The following is a 22,140-nucleotide window of genomic DNA, read 5'->3' as shown; positions in this document are numbered from 1 at the left end:
AATAATAGAAAAGGAAAAGCTCGATGAAACTCCCGCAATTTATCCATGCAACAGGTATGGGTATTATCGGCTGTGTGCTCAGCCTGGATGTTGCAGCTCATGCGCTGTGGCTTGAGAAAGAAGCCGGAGCAATCCGGCTTTATTTCGGTGAATACGCGGAAAATCTGCGTGAGCCTTCGCCGGGCAGGCTCGATAGCATTATCGAACCGAAGGTGACGATGGTAAACGCCAAAGGCGTTGAAAAGCCTGTCGAAGCCAGGCGCGAGAATAATTATTTCGCGATACCGGCAGGTAATGATCAGGACGGCGCTGTACTGGTGCAGGCGCTTAAGCAATCCATACGCGAGCCGCAAGGGCAAATTCCGTCTCCTACCTACAGAAGATTTCTCTATACGCGCCTCGGTAGCGGAGGCAGCCTGCCGCTCGATATCCAGGAATCCGGTAATACGTTGCGCCTGACCTATTTGGGAAAGCCTGTCCCCAAGGTCGAAATCGTGGTCATCGCACCCAATGGCTGGGAGAAACATCTGCAGACGGATGAGAAAGGGGAGGTGACCTACTCGTTGCTTGAGCCGGGCCTGTATGTGATCGAAGCGAAATACGAGATGCACAAACCCGGCGAGTTCGAAGGCAAGGCATACGCGGTCGAGAGCCACAAGATCACACGCAGCCTGTACAAATGAGCACTGTTCAATCCGGCGCGCAAGCAGCACCCAAATCTTCTGTAACTTCAGCAACTGCACAGAGCATGGGACAGCCTCACGTTGCAGGCCAGGGGGCGCGTCCCGTGGTGACGGAGCCACGCGGTTACCTCTTTTTATCACAGGGGATGAAGCGCGGCCGCTTTCTGGTCTGGCTGCGTCGCACTCATGCCTGGATGGGATTGTGGGGCGCGGCGCTTGGCCTGCTGTTCGGGGTATCCGGGATTCTGCTGAATCACCGCAGCGAAATGAAAATTCCCCTCGCGGCGCAGCATGAAACCCGCGAAATACTCACTCCGCCTGCCAACAGCGTTGAGTCACCGGAGGCGCTGGAATCCTGGCTGCGCGAAAAATTCAAAATGCCCGATGCAAAATCGCGCACGCAGAAAAAACCGGCGGGACCGGTGCCATGGGGAGGGGGGCAGGTCATACAGCCGGAAAACTGGCGTATTACGCTCCTTGCGCCCAATCATAGCGTGACCGCGGAATACTGGAAAGGAGATGCCGAGACGCATATCGAGCGGAAAGAGGCCAATGTCTGGGCGACTCTGGCAAACTTTCACAAGGGAAGCGGGATGTCCAATGTCTGGATATTGCTCACAGATACGCTGGCAGGCGGCCTGCTGGTGCTGGCCATCACAGGCACGCTGTTGTGGAGCCGCTTGCATGGTCCCCGCTTGATGGCAGCCGGGTTGATTGGGACGACCCTGACAACTGCTGCGATTCTCATGTTGACGACGCTATCGCTGGGATGATCGTTATTTTTGAAAAAGTTCCCCTGAACTTCGATAAAAGAATGTCCAATTGATTATAATTTCCCGCCCAGTTTCGGTGGGAAAAAGAATCCACAGCCAGCCAACGCCTTCGTGCTTGTAGCCAGCCAGTAGTAAAAAAATTAAAAGAGGCTATAAGTGAAACAGTTATCCAGATTCAAGCCCATATCCCGTTTTTTGGTCCCTATAACCCTGTTTTGTTCATGGTCATTGATACCGGTGCCTGCAGCCGCTCAAGATGCAGCGACATCTCCAGATACAGTGATATCCCAAGGTGGGACGTCTCCAGACGCAGCCACGGCTCAAGATGCAGTGGCGACTCAAGATGCAGGGAAAGAGAAGGAAAAAAATGCGACCCTGCCGGAGATCAAGGTGACTACCGGGCGGGTCCGTCCAGGAACGATCGAGGACGTTGCCCGCACCGGCAGCAAGACAGATACTCCCTTGCGTGACATCCCTGCGACAGTCAATGTCGTGCCGGCGTCCACTCTTAAGGAGCAGGGTGTCATCGAGATGAATGACGCCATGCGCAATGTCAGCAGCGTGCAGCCACTCATGGGGGGTGGTTACGGATTTGCCAACAGCTTTACATCGCGCGGCCTGGCGCTCAGTTTTTTCCGTGACTATATTCCGGATGGGAACCTCCAGAACAACTATTTCCGCACGATGTACGACATCGAGCGTATTGAAGTGCTGAAGGGCCCCGGCTCCGCGCTATTCGGAGTTGCCGGTCCCGGGGGCAGCCTCAACCTGGTGACGAAGCAGCCGCGGTATAGTTTCGGACTGTCCGCAGGCACCATGCTGGGCAGTTTCGGTACACGCAACGGCTATGTGGACGTGACAGGTGCCATCCCTTATCTGCCGAATGTAGCGGGACGTCTCATCGCGGATATGGAGCACACGGACGGGTTTCGTGGCCTGGAGCGCAATATTGTGGAGGCTTCCCCCAGCTTCACCTGGAGACTGGCGGACGATAAGACGCTCCATGTCGATTACGATCACCGCGAGCTCAAAATCAAGCCCGATAATTACGGAATACTCTTTGATGCTAACTCTAATATCGCCAACGTATCCCGCGACACGCGCTATTACAGCCGGTTCAACAAGACAGACCATACCATCAACCGCCTTGGCCTGACGCACCACTGGACCCTATCGGACACTTTGAGCATGCGCACCGCGTTCGTCTACGATGCGCGAACGCTCGAGCTATTGCGCAATGCCGGCGGCAATCAGGGTAATGCGGCCGGGTTTAGCACGGGACGCACCGCGTACCAGCAGTTCGATAATGCCGGTTACACCACCCTGCAAAATGAGTTCGTTTGGAAAACGAGCACGGGGCCTGTCAAGCATACTTTTCTGGGAGGTTTCGAATACAAGAATGTAGACATCAACGCGGCCCGCTCGACTTACACTCTGGACCGCATAAACATCTTTAACCCGGTAGTGGAAACTTCACTGAACGACCCTAAAGTTAATGGCGGTTCCCTGACTTTTGACCGCCATATTGGCAGTGACCAAGTCTCGTTTTATGCCCAGGACCAGATCGACTTGACCGAGCAGTTCAAGCTTCGCCTTGGAATCCGCAACGACCTGGTGAAATACAGCGATAAAGGCTTGCAAAGAGCAAACCCGACAGCGCACGGATCACCCATCCGATATCGTGAAATAGTGCAAACGAAGTCCATGACCACCTACTCCACGGGCGGTGTGTATCAGCCCACCCAGAATCTGGCATTTTACGCAGGTTACAGCACCGGCGCCTTCATCAATCTGTCCACCGAGCCGCAGGCGCTCTCCACAGCACCCGAGACGTCGGATCAGGTTGAAGTGGGGGCAAAAATGATGCTTTTCGACGGAAAGGCCGATCTCAATGTGGCGCTGTTTCAATCCAGCCGCAATAATTATTTCGTCACCTTGCCCGGTTCCGGCAACATCCCGACTCCGGATGGGAAGGATCGCACGCGCGGAGTGGAGGTATCGCTTGGCTTTCGTCCAGTTGCCGGATGGAGCATCATCGGTAATGGTGTGGTGATGGACCCGGAAACACGAGCAGGCAATGTTGCCACCAACTCTGTGCTTGGCATTACGAGAAGTGTCTTTGGAACTCGGCCCGTCGGGGTCGCGACCACCATGGGCAATCTGTGGATGACGTACGAGATACAGAGCGGCCTGGCCCGTGGATTGATGTTCGGGTTCGGGGTCACCTATAAGGGAGATTCCTATGCCGACTCGCTGAATCTTCTCAAGGTGCCATCTTATGTCGTGTTTGACGCAGCCGCATCTTATCGCATCAAAAAAGTTGATCTCGCAGTCAACATAAAGAACCTCACGGATAAAACCTACTATACCAATCCGACATTCGCGGGCGCATTGCCTGGAAACCCTCTCAGCGCCTTCGGTTCCATCCGATTCAATTTCAACTGATTTCAACTGATGGTAGAAGAGGTTCAGCTCCCCTGCAGGGAATCATCCTTGCTGGGGAAAAAACATCTTTTCGCTTGAACATGCTTCTATAACAACTCCTTCAGCCAGTCCTTGCTTCCGGTGAGGGCTCCCCAGCACAGCCGTATTCTCACTCCAGAACCTGAGATCACCCCGTCTCATCCTGCTTACCACAACGTCCCGAGGATGTGAGCGGACATGCGGTCCGAGGTTCTGAGAGACCTCGCTGTACCCATCGGCCCAAGCGTTGGCGAGTGCCATCGGCATGGGTCTCCAAGTACTCTATAACAGCTAATCCAGTCTTCGGACCGATGGAAAGATGGGAGATCCATCCTCTGTCACCCTCCGTATACCCGTTTCTCTTGCTTCCCTGCTGAGGAACAGTCTTCGCGACCGCGCAAAGTTTCGTTTTATGATTTGTCATTGCAGCCCAGCCATTGAGGGGGGGTGGACTCGCACGGCCACCGCGACAGAATGCTGCATTTTCTGCTCGTTTTTCCGTAAAAAACCTGCTCTGCACGCATTCTCTCCTACCCGCCGAAACCCGCGTCAGGAAAGGATTGCAGCCAGTATACCCCGTCTGGTCCTGTAAGATTTTACAGCTATTCGGAGATCCGGTTCCGTTGTTTCATAACGTCGTCATCAACCAACGACGAGTGAAAAAATGGGACAGATTATGCTTGCACAACATGGCAATGGTTCTCTCGATAAACGGGCCGCAATGGGAATGTATCGGCTGAGGCACGAAGTTTTTCACGACAGGCTCGGCTGGGAAGTAACCACGGATAACGGGATGGAGCATGACGAGTTCGATCTGGCAGATCCCGTATATGTTCTGGCAAAAGGGGATGAGGGGGATGAAGACGAGGTGCTCGGTTGCTGGCGACTGCTTCCCACCCAGGGACCCTACATGTTGAAGGATACTTTTCCGCAACTTCTGCACGGACAGCCCGCGCCGCAGCAATCGGATGTCTGGGAATTGAGCCGTTTTGCCGTCATGGTCCCCAAATATGAGAGTGCCGGTTTCGGTTTTAGCGAGATTCCGGTAAAAATGATGCAAACCCTTTTTCTCTTCGCGCGCCACAACAAGATAAAGCGCTATGTAACCGTTACCACCGTCGCAGTGGAGAGACTGATACGCAAGCTTGGCGTGAACGTTTCCAGGTTGGGGGCACCGGTCAAAATCGGGCGGGTTTTGACGGTCGCATGCTATATCGAAATCGATGCAATCACCGAATTCGCCCTTTTTGGGATACTCCCGGAAAACGCGCAAAGGAAGGCCGCATGAATATTCTACTGGTTGGAGAGAGACAAGATACCCGCCAGCTCCTGCAACTGCTGCTTGAAAAATCCAAGCACAGGCTGGAGCGAAAAACACTGGACAGCTTCCCGGAGCCGGACCTCGAGGCCTATGACATGGTCCTGGTCGACGGCGCAGTAGACGATTGCACCCAGCAGGTGAACCTGGTGCAATGGGTGCGGGAAGCCAGACGGCGCTATCCTCATTTGCCGGTAGCGGTCATGAATAACGTCGGACCAGACGCGGCTTCAGAGAACGAATCGGCTTGCAGCACGATGCATACCTGCGGTGTATTCGAGTCGGGTAATGGTGTTCTGACCATGCGGTGCAGACTGCGTGAAATCGCCTTGGGAGAAACTGCCGCATTGATGCAGGACGATTGCCAGCGACTTCCATTCGAGCCGGTTACGTTTGAGTATTCGGGAAGGGGATGAAATACGGATGGACTGCCGATAGAACAGGGGAAGGGGGCAAAGGCTTTCGAGGAATTTAATACTTCATAAAACTTTCATCGTACTGCCATCTGTCGCAGGTAGCCTGTACAAGCTGACAAAGGTTTCAAATGATATTGACTGGATTGCTCAAAGGAGGCAAATCATGAAATTCCGGCTACCTGCATTAGTGATCGCAATCTCACCCTCAAGCGCGGTCATCATGAATCGTGTTTGGAAGGGAATCTCCCCGCTGATCGGTGAAGGTTCTGCTGCTTATATAGCTCCCACCGGAGAGACAGAGTATGTTGCTACCGGTGTCCCGGCTACCTTGCCCAGCTTTGAAGCTCTCTTGCTCCCCGTGTTTACACGTCTATCCGGATCCAGGAGGAGCGTATGAGCCTGGCGGATGTAATGTTGCAACCATTCCTTTCCCTGAGATCCGCCGATGTCGCGGAGCACGATCCACTTTCTTCGTTGACCGAATTCTACGAATTCGATCAAGGCGATCAGGACCTGGATGAGGACGAAAGTGAAATTGACCTGATGATTCAGTTAAGCGGAATGGTTTACAGCCCTAAGACAGGCGAGGACTAAGGCAATCTGCATCGCTTTCAACCGGCAATGATTCCAGGAGGGATCAATTCCTGCATACCTAACTCTTCGACGTTTCGTACACGCCTGTTTTTCCCGTTCTCCGCAACATCTTGTTGACTTCGTCCGCATGCATTTCCTCTTCGACGACAAGGCCACGCGCATAATCCTCCAGCAGCACTGACTTGCCCTGGGTCAGCTCCAGCAGCTCGTAGTAGGCAGTAAGCGACTTGTTCTCATGCTCCAGCGATTCCCGCAGAATATCGCCGATGTCATGCACGTGCGTTTCCAGCAGAGATCCGATCCCAAGCGAAGGATAGCCTCCCAGTAACGTGACGAGTTCTCCGGCTCTATGCGCGTGGAGCAATCCTTCTTCAGCCTGCTTCTTGAGCCATTCCACCACTGGAATCCGGTTGTAGCCGAAGACCATCAATGAATAATGCGTGTATCGCACTACTCCGGCAAGCTCGAGTTCCATGATTCGGTTCAGCAGCGCGATCGCCTTGTCTTTATCGAAATCCATGTGTTTCACCCTTATGGTTACAGGAGAGGAGTTCAAGGAGGTGCAGGTTCGTTGCGTCAGAGCGCTTCGCCATGACTTTCCAGATATTCCGCCACACCCTCGGGACTGGCTTTCATTCCGGGTTCACCTGCTTTCCACCCGGCCGGGCACACCTCTCCATGGCTTTCGTGAAATTGCAGGGCATCGACCATGCGCAGCATTTCGTCTACATCCCGCCCCAGGGGCAGGTCGTTAACGACTTCGTGGCGCACGATGGTGTTTTTATCTATCAGGAAAGAGGCGCGCAGGGCAACGTGGTCCGGGTGGGCAATGCCGTAAGCGTGCATGATGTCTCCCCCTACGTCGGATACCAGCGTGATTCCCACCGGACCAATGCCGCCTTTGTCGACAGGGGTGTTGCGCCACGCGTAGTGGGTGAACTGGGAATCCACCGAGACTCCAATCACTTCCACGTTGCGCTTGCGAAACTCCTCTATGCGATGCGAGTGCGCAATGATTTCGGAGGGACAGACAAAGGTGAAATCCAGAGGATAAAAGAACAATACGGCATATTTACCAGCAATTTGCGCATGAAAGTTGAAGTTGTCATTGAAGGTGCCATCTGCCAGAACAGCAGGTTTTGTGAAATCGGGTGCAGGGTGTGTAACAAGCACTGCCATCTTGAATCTCCTTATTCATCATGAACCATGAAAACTGCCACATCTTCCGCCACATTTCGTTGCATCCTGGATATGCCACCTTCCTGCTGTTGCTTCTGCTTTTGAAGAGGGAAGCAGAACAGCAGTAGTAGATAGGAGTAACGATAAGGCGCTGCGGCAAAAAAGAAAGACCCGAGATTGGGGGACAGAGTGCCAATTCGGCTAATGGGACAGTGTTGCCATAAATTCCATTTCTATCCAGGCGATCGACCTGAGATCGATCTGAGCGCCTCTATCCCCTTCCCCTTATCAATCGGGATCAACGCACCCTTTATAGCTCTGTTTCAATTTTCTTTCTGTGCGGCAGCCCGCATACACCAAATTCTCCATGACAGTAAGGAAGAAAAAGCCGCACGTTCATGGGTGAAACAAGCCACCTGATATATCGACTTGGTCGCCGCTTGGGACTGCGTGGAGGTGAGGAGATGAGAAGGCCCTCCCATGGAACTGCCTGTGGAAACTTACAGAGCGGGGCGAGCGAAATACGGATAGGGATACTACAGGAGTGGCAGTGTCTTGGATGACTGATCGCCTTGATGTAACGTGGGCTTCCGGACGTCATCAAGCGCGTCGTCAAATTCCTTCTTTATCGTTTCATAGCATTCGCACGCTCCTGTTTCCAGCCCGGTACGGTTAAGTACCGTAATATGGCCGCGCTGGTAGCGAATGATTCCCCTTCCTTGTAATTTTCCCGCAACTCCTGCAACGCTTTCCCGGCTTACCCCAAGGGCATTGGCGATCAATTCCTGGGTCATGCTCAGTTCACTGGAGTCAAGGCGATCCAACGTTAACAGGAACCAACGGCATAACTGCTGCTCGATTGTATGATATCGGTTACACACCCCGATCTGGGCGATCTGTGTAATAAGCGCCTGGCTGTAACGCAGCAATATCCATTGTAGCTGTCCGCCCCTCTTGAGTTCCTGTGACAGAAATGCGGCCTTCAGGCGGTAGGCGAAGCCCGGGATTTGAACTGTTGCCCAGTTGCTGCTAGTCTCGCCCCCCATGAACAACGAGACTCCAAGCATACCTTCCCTTCCTACGTTTGCGATTTCCGACGAGGCGCCATTTTCCAGAATGTAATGGAGGGAAATAATGGCAGAAGCGGGAAAGTAGGCATAAGGAAGCTGATCCCCTGCTTCGCAGAGAATATCTCCAGCCCGCATATGAATCAGCTCCAGATGCGGTATTAAATCGCCCAGTTCCATTGCCGGCAAAGCGGCAAGGAGATGGTTCTGGCTTGGGTGGGGTAGGGGAGAATTGAACATGCGGCATATTATTTCTTTTTCCTCACTTTTCTCCATTGGACTGAAGTACACCTCGAGCCCCCTCGATACGCAAGGGCGAGGCCCCGATTCCTGGGACTCAGTTCATTAATTGTGCAAGCGTCCGAAAAGTGCGGGGAAAAGCCGGGGGGCGATAGGAAGTGAAGGCTTGTGGTTTTTGTTTATTACCTCAGCCTTTAACTTTCATTCTTACCCTGCTTTGACTGTTTCAGGCGGGCTATGTGGGAAAACGAACAGAATGGAGCGGGATAAGTAATAAATCATACCCAAGTGCCTCAGTTTGCATTAGCTGAGAGAACATCTCCTGGATAAAACCAGAGGATAAAACCAGGAAAACTGTGATGAAGGTAACCAACAGGCCAATTCTTCTGGTCGAAGATGACCAGGTGGACATGATGTCCGTGACCCGCGCTCTCAAGCAGATTCACGTTAGCAATAAGATCGTGCACCGGGAGAACGGCGAAGACGGATTGAACTACCTTCAGGATGAAACCAATGATAAACCCTGCATCATTCTGCTGGATTTGAACATGCCCATCATGAACGGCATCGAATTCCTGGAAGCGGTAAAGAGCGATGACAGGTTTAGGCGTATCCCGGTAGTGGTTCTGACGACATCGGATGAACAGCAGGACAAGGTAAACAGTTTCGATTTCGGCGTGGCTGGATATATGTCGAAGCCGGTTGACTACTGGCAATTCGTCGAGGTCATAAGGTCAATCGATGCATATTGGACCATCAGCGAAATGCCATAATACATTCGCGCCACGTACTACCTCTGAAACCGTGGCGAATAGCAATGAGCAATGACAACTGAAGAGGCGGCAGGCTGAGGTAATCCCGGCATTTCGCAATGCAGGCGGAAAGGCGCCTTGAATCACGGCCTTTGGGATTTCTCGGATCTTTTGGTGACCCTTTTGGACTCTTCAGCCTTCTTGCTGGTGAGGGGCCGGGGCAGAATTAACGGCAATCCATTGGTTCAACAGGTTACGGGCGACGTTGGGAATTTCGGAGGCGGTCATTCCAATGCCGCCGCCATACTGCTTCTGCAATACGTCGGCAGCCGCTCCGTGCAGGTATACAGCAGCGAGCAGCGCGTTTTCCGGGCTCGATCGCTGTGCCAGAAAGGCGCCAATCATCCCGGAGAGGATATCGCCCGTTCCTGCGCTGCTTAAGCCGGGATTTCCACTTGTGTTGATGAAGCGTCTGCCCTCCGGCATCGCGCACACGCTGCCTGCGCCTTTCAACACAATCCAGCAGTTAAAACGCTGGGCCAGCTCCGCAGCGGCTGCCATCCGGTCCTGTTGTACGGAAGTCGTGGTGCTTTTCAGGAGGCGGGCGGCTTCGGCCGGATGAGGAGTGAGAATGGAAGGCGCATGGCGTTCGCGCAACCGTTCCCGCAGCAATCCCGCTATTTCGGAATGCGAGGCAACGAGATTCAAGCCATCTGCATCGAGAACCAGTGGTAGAGTGGTTTGCAGCGCGCACTTGAGCCAGAAGTATGCGGCGGTTTCCGTTCCCAAACCCGGACCAACCACCAGACAGTTCAGCTGCTCCAGCTTGAACAGATCCTGGATAGGGCGCAGCATCAGTTCCGGCTGGAAGGTGTCGACCGCTGGCGCGTCCGGCGCCATCAATCCCAGGTAAACGCGTCCGGCACCCAGTTTCAGCGCCGCTGTACCCGCCAGAAGCGCAGCCCCGACCATGCCGGCTGTTCCTCCGATTACCCCGATACTGCCGAACATGCCCTTGTGACTGTTAGCCCGCCGGGGAGGGGGCAGGAGCCGCCGGATGTGCATCTGGTCCATCAGCCACGCATCGGGTTTCTTCAGGGATGAGACATCGAGATCAAGGTCGTGCAAAAAAACTTTCCCGCAATAATCGGGGCCCTCATTCGTGAAGAGGCCGGGTTTCAGGCCAATGAATGTCGCCGTCATGGTCGCGATGATAGCCGCGCCGCACACAGCGCCGGTATCGCTGCCCAGACCGCTGGGAATATCGATGGACAGCACCGGCAGCATCATGGCGTTAACGGTATTCACCATAGCCAGATATTTGCCGCCCAGTTCTCGTCCGCCTTGCTGGTCCAGACCAATACCGAACAAGCCGTCGATCACGGCATCCCATGTTTCATTTTCCGGAATTTCGGAGACCATCCCAGCGCCGGTGGCAACCCAGGCATTCAGCGCCCGCAGCGCATCCGCCGATAACTTTGCCTGCTCGCCGGTAAACACCAGCGTTACCTTGAACCCCCACTCCCGCAGGTGGCGCGCCGCGACAAAGGCATCGCCCCCGTTGTTCCCGGGCCCCGCCAGTACCAGCAAGCGGGGTTTATGGGGGGAGAGCAGCCGGTCACGGGCAATTTCAGCGGCGGCGAGCCCGGCTGCTTCCATCAATTGAGGCCGGCCCGGCAGGCCGGCCGCCAGGTGTTCGATTTCTCTGATCTCAGCCGTGGAGTAAATGGCAGTGGATAGATTGTTCTTGAGCGCGTTCATCCGATCCGCCTCTACGTCTTGCCGGACTGGGGGCAGCCGGGCTTCTCGTGTAAAATCACGTTCTTTCCCATCATCTTTATCTTCCGGATGTTCAGACTTCGTGGCGGCAATGCGCTTTCCTCTTTCCGGCAGAAAAAACTGACCGCCGCTCTCAAGGTTTCGGTTCCCCAAGTTTCCCATATTTGCGCCGAGTATTGGTATTTTTGCTCAGGGGTGCGTGCATTGCAGGAAAACGAAATCTCCATTCTGGCCAGGCTGCTCAAGGCCGTACCTGAAGATATCTCATTAAGCGGTACAAGTATCGGTTCGAGCCGGAGGCCGCGGGCGTCATCGCAAGGCGAATTGTTTCTGGTCGTGCCAAGACCGGGCACCATCTCCCCATGGTCCACAAAGGCGACCGATATCGCCCACAACTGCGGACTGGCTGCCGTGGCGCGACTGGAACGAGGAGTGGTTTATTACGTCGAAGTCAGGGAAAAGGTTTCCGGCGAACTTTCCGCTACCCTCAGGCAGTCATTGCTTGGACTGATACACGACCGTATGACCGAGGCAGTATTCAATTCATTCGACGACGCGGAGCGGTTGTTCAGGCATTTCGAACCCCTGCCATTCAAAGCAGTGGATGTGCTGGAAGGGGGGCGGGACGCGTTGCTGAAAGTAAACAGCAAAATGGGACTGGCGTTGTCGCCGGATGAAATCGACTATTTTGCGGACTACTTCCTGCAGATCGGGCGTAATCCGACAGATGTCGAACTGATGATGTTCGCGCAGGCAAATTCTGAGCATTGCCGTCACAAGATTTTCAACGCGGACTGGGTCATCGACGGTGTGCCGCGGGAAGCTTCCCTGTTTTCGATGATACGCAATACCCACCGGCAGCATCCGGGCGGAACCGTGGTTGCTTACGCTGATAATTCCGCCATCATCGAGGGCGCTGAAATTGCCCGTTTCTATCCCGGTAAAGACAATTGCTATGATTACGCGCAGGAGCAGACCCATATCCTGATGAAAGTGGAAACCCATAACCATCCGACTGCGATCTCACCCTATCCGGGCGCAGCGACCGGCGTGGGGGGCGAAATTCGGGATGAGGGGGCTACTGGGCGGGGGGCCAAGCCGAGAGCGGGTCTTAGCGGTTTCTCCGTTTCCAATCTGAATATCCCTGAATTTATTCAACCTTGGGAATTGCAAGGGGCTGCACCGGAGGAACAAACCTACGGTAAACCGGAGCGCATCGCCTCCGCCCTGCAGATCATGCTGGAAGGACCCATCGGCGGCGCGGCATTCAATAATGAATTCGGGCGTCCAAACCTGGCCGGCTATTTCCGCACCTTTGAAGAACGTGTGGCAGGCGCAATGCGCGGTTACCATAAACCCATCATGCTGGCGGGCGGGATAGGCCACATCAGCGGCAGGCATGCACTCAAGCAGGAATTTGCATCGGGCGCTCTGCTGGTTCAACTGGGCGGACCGGGAATGCTGATCGGGCTTGGGGGAGGCGCCGCTTCCAGCATGGATACGGGAATAAACGCGGAGGCCCTTGATTTTGATTCCGTCCAGCGTGGCAACCCCGAAATGGAGCGGCGCGCGCAGGAGGTCGTCGATCGTTGCTGGCAGATGGAAAGGCGCGGCGAACCGAACCCGATCCTGTCGATTCACGACGTCGGCGCGGGGGGGCTGTCGAACGCCCTGCCCGAACTGTTGCATGGTTCCGGCCGCGGTGGGTGTATTGATCTGCGGGCGATTCCGTCGGAGGAGCCGGGCATGTCGCCCATGCAGATCTGGAGCAATGAGGCTCAGGAGCGTTATGTGCTTGCCATCAGGCCGGATGCGCTGGAATTGTTCCGGGCCATTTGCGAGCGTGAGCGCTGCCCCTTCGCCGTAGTCGGCACCGCGACCCTGGAAGACCAGCTTGTTGTCGCCGATCCGTTGTTCGGCAATCGGCCGGTCGACATGGATCTTTCGGTACTGCTGGGCAAGCCGCCGAAGATGACGCGCGATGTTACGCACATCAGGAAAGCGTTGCCGTCGTTCGATGCGGCGGAAATGAATCTCCGGGAAGCGGCATACCGCGTGCTGCGACTGCCTGCGGTGGCGGACAAGACTTTTCTGATCAGTATCGGGGACCGTACCGTCGGCGGCATGACTGCGCGTGATCAGATGGTGGGACCCTGGCAGGTGCCGGTAGCGGATGTGGCGGTTACCGTGATGGGTTACAACACCTATCTGGGCGAAGCTTTCGCGGTGGGTGAACGTACACCCTTGGCATTGATCGACTCGGCTGCTTCGGCACGCATGGCAGTGGGAGAAGCCATAACCAACATTGCCGCGGCGCAGATCGAGCACATTGGAGAAATCAAGCTTTCCGCCAACTGGATGGCAGCAGCAGGACATCCTGGGGAGGATGCTGCCCTGTATGATGCAGTGCAGGCCGTGGGAATGGAATTCTGCCCTCACTTGGGAATCAGCATCCCCGTGGGGAAGGATTCGATGTCGATGAAGACTGTCTGGGAGACTGAGGCCGGTTTCGGCCAATCGGTACGAAAAGAAGTGATTGCGCCCCTCTCCTTGATTGTTTCCGCGTTTGCGAGAGTAACGGATGTGCGCAGGACACTGACGCCTCAGTTGCGCACGGACTGCGGGGAGACAGAACTCATCCTGATCGATCTGGGAGAGGGACGCAATCGTCTGGGGGGATCTGCCCTTGCCCAGGTTTACAAGCAGGTAGGGGATGTCGCCCCCGATATAGCAGGCGTTGAGGGTTCAGTGCGGCTCAAAGGTTTCTTTGCCGCTATACAGCGCCTGAACCGTGAGGGCAGGATCATTGCCTACCACGATCGCTCCGACGGAGGCATGCTTGCCACGCTGTGCGAAATGGCCTTTGCCGGGCATGCCGGCATGGTCATCAACCTGGATCAGTTGTGCTTTGATTCGATCGCCAACGATATCGATGGCAGCGAGATGCAGCCTGAGGCGCTGGGTGGAAGATTCACGGCCAGCCTCATGGCAGTCCTGTTCAATGAAGAGCTGGGGGCTGTCATTCAGACAAGAACAGAGCACCGCCGGGAAGTGCTGAATGTTTTGGCGGAAGCGGGCCTGGGCGAGGCGAGTTTTGTTATCGGCAGTGTCAATGAGGGGGATGAGATCCGGTTTCTGCGCAATAATAAGGCGGTCTTCTCGGAGAAGCGCATTGACCTGCATCGCGCCTGGTCGGAGACCACTTATCACATGCAGAAGCTTCGCGACAATCCGGAATGCGCGCAGCAGGAGTATGACCGCATTCTCGATCTGCATGACCCCGGGCTGCATGCGGAACTCACCTTTGATGTGGATGAGGACATCTGCGCAGCTTACATTCAGGCAGGGGCGAAACCAAAAATAGCGGTGCTGCGCGAACAGGGTGTGAACGGTCACGTGGAAATGGCAGCTGCTTTCGATCGCGCAGGATTTGCCGTAATCGACGTGCATATGAGCGATATCATCGATGGGCGTGTCACCCTCAGGGATTACAAGGGCTTCACCGCGTGCGGGGGGTTTTCTTATGGGGATGTGCTCGGAGCAGGGGAAGGCTGGGCTAATTCGATCCTGTTCAACGCGCGCGCCCGTGATGAGTTTGAGGCTTTTTTCGGGCGTGCTGACACCTTTGCCCTTGGTGTATGCAATGGCTGCCAGATGATGAGCAATCTGCGTCAGATTATTCCGGGCGCAGAGCATTGGCCCAGATTTGTAAGAAACAGATCGGAGCAATTCGAGGCACGGTTTGTCATGGTCGAAGCGCAGCACGGTCCATCCCTGTTTTTCGATGCCATGGCGGGCAGCCGCATGCCCATCGCTGTTGCGCATGGAGAAGGCTATGCGGAATTTGCGGATGAGAATGCTGCCTCAGCAGTTTCATCCCTGGTGGCATTGCGTTATGTGGATCATCGGGGTAAGCCGACCGAGGTCTATCCCTTGAATCCCAACGGCTCTCCACAAGGTATCGCCGGCATGACAACCGCCGATGGAAGATTCAGCGTTTTCATGCCGCATCCGGAGCGCGGCTTTCGGGCAGTGCAGCAGTCATGGCATCCCGGCTGGCGCGAGGATACGCCGTGGATGAGAATGTTCCGCAATGCGCGCAAGTGGGTAGGTTAACCCGCAGGAATCCCGGTTCTTAATCCGGGATTCCTTTGCCCGGATGCAGCGCCTGTAGCGCGGCCACGGCGGCACATGTGGGGCTGCGGGATCGATATCTGATAAGGAGTATCTGTTGAAAATTTTTAAGGCTGTACCGGTTGCGCCTCTTTTCGTGTTTCTCGTTTCCACGTTATTCGTGGGGATTTTCCCGGATACTGCCTTCGCGCAGACCAAACCGTCTACGGAAAAGTACAAGGAGGATGGAGGAGTCAACAAAGAGACGAGCAAGGAAGCCAACAAGGAAGCGAAAGGCGGTGAATGCGCCCCTGTCGGAGTATGGACTGTTCCCGGTTCTGTTTCCGGTTCAGGGAAAATATCCATTACCGATGTTGTCGGGCGAGCTGCCCGGCAGGCGGTGGTGTTGCTGGGAGAAGCGCACGATAATCCCGAGCACCATCGCTGGCAGTTGCAGACGCTGGCCGCGTTGCATGCGGAGCGGCCGGACATGGTGATCGGCTTCGAGATGTTTCCGCGCAGGGTGCAAAAGGCGCTCGACCAGTGGGTGGCAGGCGAGCTTACCGAAGCCCAGTTTCTCGCTGCTTCCGAGTGGAATACGGTCTGGAGCACCGATGCAGCCATGTATATGCCCCTGTTCCACTTCGCACGCATGAATCGCGTGCCGATGGTGGCATTGAACATCGATACGCGCCTGAGGCGATCGGTTGCGACAAAGGGATTCGCGGGAGTGCCGGAGAATGAACGAGAAGGCGTAACGGCGCCCGCTGAACCGAGCAATGCATACCTTGACTATCTGCTCCCGATCTACGGCGAGCATGATCGCGCAGGCAAGAAAAAGGCGGGCGCCAGTGCGGGTCGTGACGATCCGGATTTTCGCCGCTTCGTGGAAGGCCAGCAACTGTGGGACCGGGCGATGGCGCAAGGCATTCATTCCGCATTGGACCGGCCTCAGCGTCCCCTGGTGGTGGGGATCATGGGGTCAGGGCATATCAAATATGGCTACGGTGTTCCGCACCAGTTGAAGCACCTGGGGGTGACGGATGCGGGAATGCTGCTCCCCTGGAACAGCGGTACTTCATGTGATCTGCTTACAGCGGACATAGCAGATGCGATATTCGGGACGGCGTTGCCGCCACTGGCGGCGGATGAGCGTCCCCGGCAGCGCCTGGGGATCCGCTTCGAGATGGCACAGGACGGTGGGGGTGCGCGCGTGCTGCAAGTGGAGAAGGGCAGTATCGCCGAGAAAGCGGATATACGTGAAAGTGATTTGATCATCGAGGCCGCGGGGCTGCCTGTCAAGCAGCTCAACGATATCGTGGAAATCGTCAAACGGCAGGCGCCAGGGACATGGCTCCCGCTGAAACTCAAGCGGGGCAGTGATACGATGGAGTCTGTCGCAAAGTTTTCTCCGATGTCCAAACGATGAACATGATGCAAGTAATAATGTCTGCAACGAGGCTGATAATGAAAGGGATGCGAAATAGTTGCATTCCCGATTCCGGAAAGGCTGCCAGGATTGTTTCGCATGCGCCTCTCCTGATTGCTGGCATAACGGCAATTTTGTTTTTCCCTGCTGCATTTGCCGCGGAAGCGGCGAAATCGAGTTCCGCTCAGGAGGTCTCTCGCGTCGATTCCCCGGTCCATTATGACATCCGCGTTCACATCGATCCGCTGGAGCGCACTCTCAAGGGGCGCAGCGTGATCACCGCGAATACTCGGGAGGAACTGACACTTGTGATAGGCCGCCGTTTCGAAGTGCTGAAGGGGCGGGTGGATGGCGAGTCGATCGGCCCCTCTGCGACCGTGGGAGCGATGCGGGCGTGGCGTATTCCGCCGGAAGAGAAGCTTCCCCGTCGCATAGAAATAGAGTGGCGGGGGGAACTGTCTCCGCTGGATACCTCGCTCGATCACCGCCAGACGCTGGGGCAGAACGAGCCAGTCAGTGGCGAATCGGGTACGTTCCTGCCGGATTCGAGCGGCTGGTATCCCTATCTTGCAGGCGAGCTCGCCAGCTATGACTTGAGCATGGAACTCCCGGTCGGGCAGCGGGGGGTGGTCGCCGGACGGCTTGCGGAGGAATCGGAATCGCCGCAGGGATTTCGGGCACGTTTTGAATTTCCCGCTCCCACCGGCGGAATCGATCTCATGGCCGGCCCCTACATTGTCGAAACCCGGACGATCCGCAGCGCGGGGGGCAAGCCGATCGTGCTGAGAACCTATTTCCACCGGGAAGTCGCGGACCTTGCAGGAGAGTACCTCGATTCGGTCAAGGGATATATCGATCTTTATGAATCCTGGATCGGCGCTTATCCATTCACAGAGTTCAGCATCGTCTCAAGCCCGACACCGACAGGTTTTGGCATGCCCACGCTCACCTATCTCGGTTTGGAGGTGCTGCGACTGCCTTTCATTCGCGCAACCTCCCTGGGTCACGAGGTACTGCACAACTGGTGGGGAAACGGCGTGTATCCCGATTATGCAAAAGGCAACTGGTCGGAAGGATTGACCACCTTTATGGCCGATTATGCCTATAAAGAGCGGGAGAGCGATTCAGCGGCGCGGGAAATGCGGCAGGGCTGGCTGCGCGATTTTGCCGCCTTATCACCCAGCCAGTATGCGCCGCTGACAAGCTTTACCTCGCGCACGCACGGAGCTTCGCAAATCGTCGGCTACAACAAGGCTGCCATGGTGTTTTTGATGCTGCGCGACCTGCTCGGGCGGGAAACTTTCGATCGGGCACTCCAGACATTCTGGCGCGAACAGCGCTTCCGCGTTGCCTCGTGGGAGGATCTACAGCGCGCCTTTGAGACTGCTTCCGGCAGGAAGCTGCACATATTCTTCGATCAATGGCTCACTCGCCCCGGTGCGCCCGTCGTGCGATTGACGAAAGCGGTGCGAACGAAGGGAGTGGGGGGAAGCCATCATGTTTCGGTCACGCTCGAACAACCGGAACCCGCGTATCGGCTGCGGGTACCGATTGCTGTCCGTACCCAGCAAGGCGAAGAAATTCATACTGTCGATCTCGAGAACACGCAGCAAGTGTTTTCCATCGAAACTGGCGTCCCTCCGCTGGAAGTGATACTCGATCCCGATCTCCGCCTGTTCCGGCATTTAATGCCACAGGAGGCGACGCCGATCCTGCGTCAGGTGATGGTGAACAAGACAACGGTAACCGTTTTGCTGCCGGAAAGCGGACCTGCCCGCGACGCCGCGGAGATTCTGGCGACCAAGCTTCAACATCGTGCGCCAAAACTGATCCCGGGTACGGACAACATGCCGGCCACGCCGACTCTGGTGATAGGCCTGCAAGACCAGGTGGATGCGTGGCTTGCGCGGCACGAGCTGCACAGGCCGGAGGATATGAAGGGTAAAGGCTCGGCCCAAGCCTGGACTACACGCCTTTCCGACGGTACCACGCTTGCGGTCGTTTCCGCACGCGACATCGAATCCCTGGCTGCGTTGACCCGGCCACTGCCACACTATGGCCGCCAGAGCTACGTCGTGTTCGAGGGTGCGAAAGCGGTCCACCGCGGCACATGGCCTACCCGTCCACAGGCGGTGAAACTCGATTGAGAGAGTGGGAGGATTTCCTCTTTGGCAGGTTTTTTTTCGTTTTACCTTGGCATCCCAAATGAACAGGAGCGCGTCCTCCACCGCCAGCATATCGGTCCAATTTAGGGACTTTAAAGCTGGTTCTTGTTAGAATAATAAAGATTTACATAATTACTTGGAGTATTTGATGGCTGTCGAACGAACCCTGTCTATCATCAAGCCGGATGCAGTGGCAAAAAATATAATAGGAGAAATTTACTCCCGCTTTGAACGGAACGGACTGAAAATAGTCGCATCACGGATGGTGCGTCTATCCCAGGCTGATGCTGAGGGTTTTTATGCAGTCCACCGGGAACGGCCGTTCTTCAATGATCTGGTGAAATTCATGATTTCCGGTCCCGTCATGGTACAGGTACTGGAAGGTGAGGATGCCATCAGAAAAAACCGGGATCTGATGGGGGCGACCGATCCGAGGAAGGCCGAAAAGGGGACGATTCGGGCAGATTTTGCCGAGAGTATCGATGCAAACGCTGTGCATGGCTCGGATGCACCTGAAACAGCGGCGGTTGAGATCGCCTATTTTTTTCCGGAACTCAACATTTATACGCGATAAGGGGGATCACGGCTCAGGTATGAGCATCAATCTTCTGGATTTTGATGCGAAAGGGCTTACCGGTTTCTGTGCGGAAATCGGTGAGAAGCCGTTCCGCGCCCGTCAACTGCTGCGCTGGATACACCGGACCGGTGAAGCCGATTTCGATGCCATGAGCGACCTCGCGAAAGGATTGCGGGAAAAGCTGGCGGCTGCCGCCGTGATAGAACCGCCGAAAGTCATCAGCGATCATACCGCTTCCGATGGTACTCGCAAATGGCTGCTGTCGGTCGGCGCGGGTAATGGAATCGAAACAGTCTACATACCGGAAACGAGCCGGGGGACGCTGTGTATTTCCAGCCAGGTAGGGTGTGCGCTCGCATGCGCATTTTGTTCCACCGGGAGGCAAGGGTTCAACCGTAATCTGACGGTGGCGGAAATCATCGGCCAATTGTGGTGGGCGAATAAAGCGCTGACGGAAACGTTCACGAGCGAGGCGGGACGCGAGCGTCCCATCACCAATATAGTCATGATGGGGATGGGAGAGCCGCTGACGAATTTCGAAAATGTAGTGACCTCGCTCGACCTGATGCTGGACGACAATGCTTATGGCTTATCACGGCGCCGGGTGACCGTGAGCACGTCGGGAATAATCCCGGCCATGGACCGTCTCCGCGAGCGTTGCCCCGTCGCGCTGGCGGTATCCCTGCATGCTCCCAACGACGCGTTGCGCGATCAATTGGTGCCGATCAACAGGAAATACCCGATCAGGGAACTGCTGGGCGCATGCGAGCGCTATCTTCAATCCGCACCCCGAGATTTCATCACTTTTGAATATGTCATGCTGGATGGCGTGAATGACAGCGTGGCGCAAGCGCGTGAATTGGTGCAACTGGTAAGGGACATTCCCTGCAAGTTAAACCTGATTCCGTTCAATCCTTTTCCTGATTCAGGTTTCAGGCGTTCTTCCGCAAACGCCGTATCCCGCTTTCGCGATGTGTTGATGGAGGCAGGATTGGTGACTACGGTACGCAAGACGCGGGGAGATGATATTGCCGCGGCCTGCGGCCAGCTCGCGGGAAAAGTCCTCGACAAGACACGCCGCGTCCCCCGCAACATTGCGGAAGCAGCTGGATGAGCAGGTTGGGGCGTATTTTCCCGGTCGGCAACTGCACCTGAAGGCGTGAAGGCGTAAAAGCGATTGCGGATATGAAGCGTCAGGTAACATGAGATGGGGTGAGGGAATGGAAGCTCCTGAAAGTAGCGACATCGAGCAGCATGAGGAACCAAAAAAAACCGGAGAGCAGGTCGGCCAGGTGCTGCGCGCTGCGCGGCTGGAACGCGGCCTGGATATTGAGGACGTTGCGCGCCAGTTACGCTTTGCAGCCCGGCAGGTGACGGCACTCGAAGAGGATGAATACGATAAGCTTGCGGGCGGCCCCTTCCTGCGCGGATTCGTGCGCAACTATGCCAAATTGCTGCAACTGGATGAAGCGCCGTTATTGAAGTTGCTTGAACAGTCGGTTCCTCCTCCGACGACGCACGTGGGGCGGCCTCCAAGTGAGGAGATTCCCTTTCCCTCCGGGCAGGAGTATCTGAAACGCAACGTGGTCCTCGGCGGAGGAATTGTCCTGGCCATCACTCTGCTGGGGTACGCGATCTATAGTGGTGACAAGGCTTCCGTTGCCAATCAGCCCGACATGGCAATGGAATCGGAGAAAGACACCGGGCAACCGACTCTTTCATTCCCGTTTCCATCGCAGGCGCCCCCAGCGGAAGTGCCGGAATCTCAGGCTCCCGCACCTTCCGCGCTTGTTCCCGATATGGCTTCCCAGCGAGAGCCGGGTATTGCCGCCCTCGAGGAGACAGCACCTTCCGCGGATACAGGCAGAGAGCAGGACACCGTGGCGTCCGCTCCTAAAGACGCGGCCGCTGGGAGCGGTGCCGAAGCTTCCGCTGGAGAGCCTCTCACCCTGCCTCTTGCGCCGCCACCGGCGGTCCAGACCGCTCCCACAGCACCGGCAGTTCCAGGGGGGGAGCCCGCCAATGTCCCAGTGGCTCCGAAGCCGCCCCAGGTTACAGTTGCTCCAAAGCCATCTGAGGGCCCAGTTACTTCGAAGCCATCTGGGAGCGCAGTTACCCCGAAGCCGCCTCAGGTCGCAGTTGCTCCGAAGCCACTTGAGGGCCCAGTTACTTCGCAGCCATCTGAGAGCGCAGTTACTTCGAAGCCGCCTCAGGTCGCAGTTGCTCCGAAGCCATCTGAGGGCGCAGCTACTTCGAAGCCATCTGAGAGCGCAGTTACCCCGAAGCCGCCCCAGGTCGCCGCTACTCCGAAGCCACCTCCTGCAAAAGCTGGAATTCGTCTGACGTTTGCCGGCGAGTCATGGGTGCAAGTCAAGGATGGCAACGGGAAATTGCTTCTCTCAAGAGTCAATCCTCCTGGCAGCGAGCAGGTGCTGCGTGGTAAGCCGCCCTATTCTCTCATGATCGGAAACCCGGGGCAGGTCAAGCTTGTCTACAATAGCAAACCAGTCGATCTCTCGATTTTCGCCAAACTTCCCGGTGGAATGGCACATCTCGTGCTCCAATAGATTTCAATTTCAACACGACATCTCA

The 22,140-nt window shown here is 55.9% G+C and carries 17 protein-coding genes; 13 read left to right on the top strand and 4 right to left on the bottom strand.

What is annotated here, in order from left to right; genetic code table 11:
- Positions 1-23 precede the first annotated feature (23 nt).
- The 6 genes from NMUL_RS12475 to NMUL_RS12445 all read left to right on the top strand — a co-directional run bounded on the left by NMUL_RS12475 (position 24) and on the right by NMUL_RS12445 (position 6,247).
- The gene (locus NMUL_RS12475; RefSeq protein WP_011381683.1) at positions 24-683 is read left to right on the top strand and encodes a hypothetical protein; all 660 of its coding nucleotides are present in this window, start codon (positions 24-26) and stop codon (positions 681-683) included.
- Positions 680-1,456 (top strand): PepSY-associated TM helix domain-containing protein, encoded by a 777-nt coding sequence (locus tag NMUL_RS12470; protein WP_011381682.1) that lies wholly within the window; start codon positions 680-682, stop codon positions 1,454-1,456. Before NMUL_RS12475 ends, NMUL_RS12470 begins: the two co-directional genes overlap by 4 nt.
- A 330-nt stretch (positions 1,457-1,786) precedes the next feature.
- Entirely contained in the window at positions 1,787-3,901 is a 2,115-nt protein-coding gene (locus tag NMUL_RS12465) for a TonB-dependent receptor (RefSeq protein ID WP_238529820.1), read from the top strand.
- Between the two features lie 682 nt (positions 3,902-4,583).
- A complete protein-coding gene (locus tag NMUL_RS12460; protein ID WP_041352608.1) occupies positions 4,584-5,207 on the top strand; it encodes an acyl-homoserine-lactone synthase in 624 nt (207 codons plus the stop codon).
- Entirely contained in the window at positions 5,204-5,653 is a 450-nt protein-coding gene (locus NMUL_RS12455; protein ID WP_011381679.1) for a hypothetical protein, read from the top strand. Before NMUL_RS12460 ends, NMUL_RS12455 begins: the two co-directional genes overlap by 4 nt.
- 393 nt (positions 5,654-6,046) lie before the next feature.
- Complete coding sequence (locus NMUL_RS12445; RefSeq protein WP_041352606.1) at positions 6,047-6,247, top strand: hypothetical protein; 201 nt, start codon at positions 6,047-6,049, stop codon at positions 6,245-6,247.
- Positions 6,248-6,305: 58 nt separating this feature from the next.
- On the opposite strand, the gene NMUL_RS12440 is transcribed toward NMUL_RS12445, so the two are convergent.
- From NMUL_RS12440 to NMUL_RS12430, 3 genes are all read right to left on the bottom strand, one after another.
- A complete protein-coding gene (locus NMUL_RS12440; protein ID WP_011381678.1) occupies positions 6,306-6,767 on the bottom strand; it encodes a ferritin-like domain-containing protein in 462 nt (153 codons plus the stop codon).
- Positions 6,768-6,823: 56 nt separating this feature from the next.
- A complete protein-coding gene (locus NMUL_RS12435; RefSeq protein WP_011381677.1) occupies positions 6,824-7,426 on the bottom strand; it encodes a peroxiredoxin in 603 nt (200 codons plus the stop codon).
- 536 nt (positions 7,427-7,962) lie between these two features.
- Positions 7,963-8,769 (bottom strand): Crp/Fnr family transcriptional regulator, encoded by an 807-nt coding sequence (locus NMUL_RS12430; RefSeq protein ID WP_011381676.1) that lies wholly within the window; start codon positions 8,767-8,769, stop codon positions 7,963-7,965.
- Between the two features lie 323 nt (positions 8,770-9,092).
- On the opposite strand from NMUL_RS12430, the gene NMUL_RS12425 reads away from it, so the two are divergent.
- Positions 9,093-9,506, top strand: coding sequence for a response regulator (locus NMUL_RS12425; protein WP_011381675.1), 414 nt, complete (start codon positions 9,093-9,095; stop codon positions 9,504-9,506).
- A gap of 171 nt (positions 9,507-9,677) precedes the next feature.
- On the opposite strand, the gene NMUL_RS12420 is transcribed toward NMUL_RS12425, so the two are convergent.
- Positions 9,678-11,246, bottom strand: coding sequence for a bifunctional ADP-dependent NAD(P)H-hydrate dehydratase/NAD(P)H-hydrate epimerase (locus NMUL_RS12420; protein WP_011381674.1), 1,569 nt, complete (start codon positions 11,244-11,246; stop codon positions 9,678-9,680).
- A gap of 87 nt (positions 11,247-11,333) precedes the next feature.
- Between NMUL_RS12420 and purL the strand changes: the two genes are divergently transcribed.
- From purL to NMUL_RS12390, 6 genes are all read left to right on the top strand, one after another.
- Complete coding sequence (gene purL / locus NMUL_RS12415) at positions 11,334-15,380, top strand: phosphoribosylformylglycinamidine synthase (RefSeq protein WP_041352605.1); 4,047 nt, start codon at positions 11,334-11,336, stop codon at positions 15,378-15,380.
- A 115-nt stretch (positions 15,381-15,495) separates the two neighbouring features.
- Positions 15,496-16,806, top strand: coding sequence for a ChaN family lipoprotein (locus NMUL_RS12410; RefSeq protein ID WP_011381672.1), 1,311 nt, complete (start codon positions 15,496-15,498; stop codon positions 16,804-16,806).
- A gap of 38 nt (positions 16,807-16,844) precedes the next feature.
- On the top strand, positions 16,845-18,953 hold the full coding sequence (locus NMUL_RS12405) for a M1 family metallopeptidase (RefSeq protein ID WP_011381671.1): 2,109 nt from the start codon (positions 16,845-16,847) through the stop codon (positions 18,951-18,953).
- 166 nt (positions 18,954-19,119) lie between these two features.
- Positions 19,120-19,545: a nucleoside-diphosphate kinase gene (ndk, locus tag NMUL_RS12400; RefSeq protein ID WP_011381670.1), complete on the top strand. Its 426-nt coding sequence runs from the start codon at positions 19,120-19,122 to the stop codon at positions 19,543-19,545.
- A gap of 19 nt (positions 19,546-19,564) precedes the next feature.
- Positions 19,565-20,662, top strand: a complete 1,098-nt coding sequence (gene rlmN, locus NMUL_RS12395) for a dual-specificity RNA methyltransferase RlmN (protein WP_011381669.1) — start codon at positions 19,565-19,567, stop codon at positions 20,660-20,662.
- A 106-nt stretch (positions 20,663-20,768) separates the two neighbouring features.
- Positions 20,769-22,115 (top strand): helix-turn-helix domain-containing protein, encoded by a 1,347-nt coding sequence (locus NMUL_RS12390; RefSeq protein WP_011381668.1) that lies wholly within the window; start codon positions 20,769-20,771, stop codon positions 22,113-22,115.
- The last annotated feature ends 25 nt before the right edge of the window (positions 22,116-22,140 follow it).

The organism is Nitrosospira multiformis ATCC 25196 (assembly GCF_000196355.1).
Lineage (GTDB): Bacteria > Pseudomonadota > Gammaproteobacteria > Burkholderiales > Nitrosomonadaceae > Nitrosospira > Nitrosospira multiformis.
Note: the sequence above shows the minus strand (reverse complement) of the source record. Positions and strands in the feature narration are given on the sequence as shown.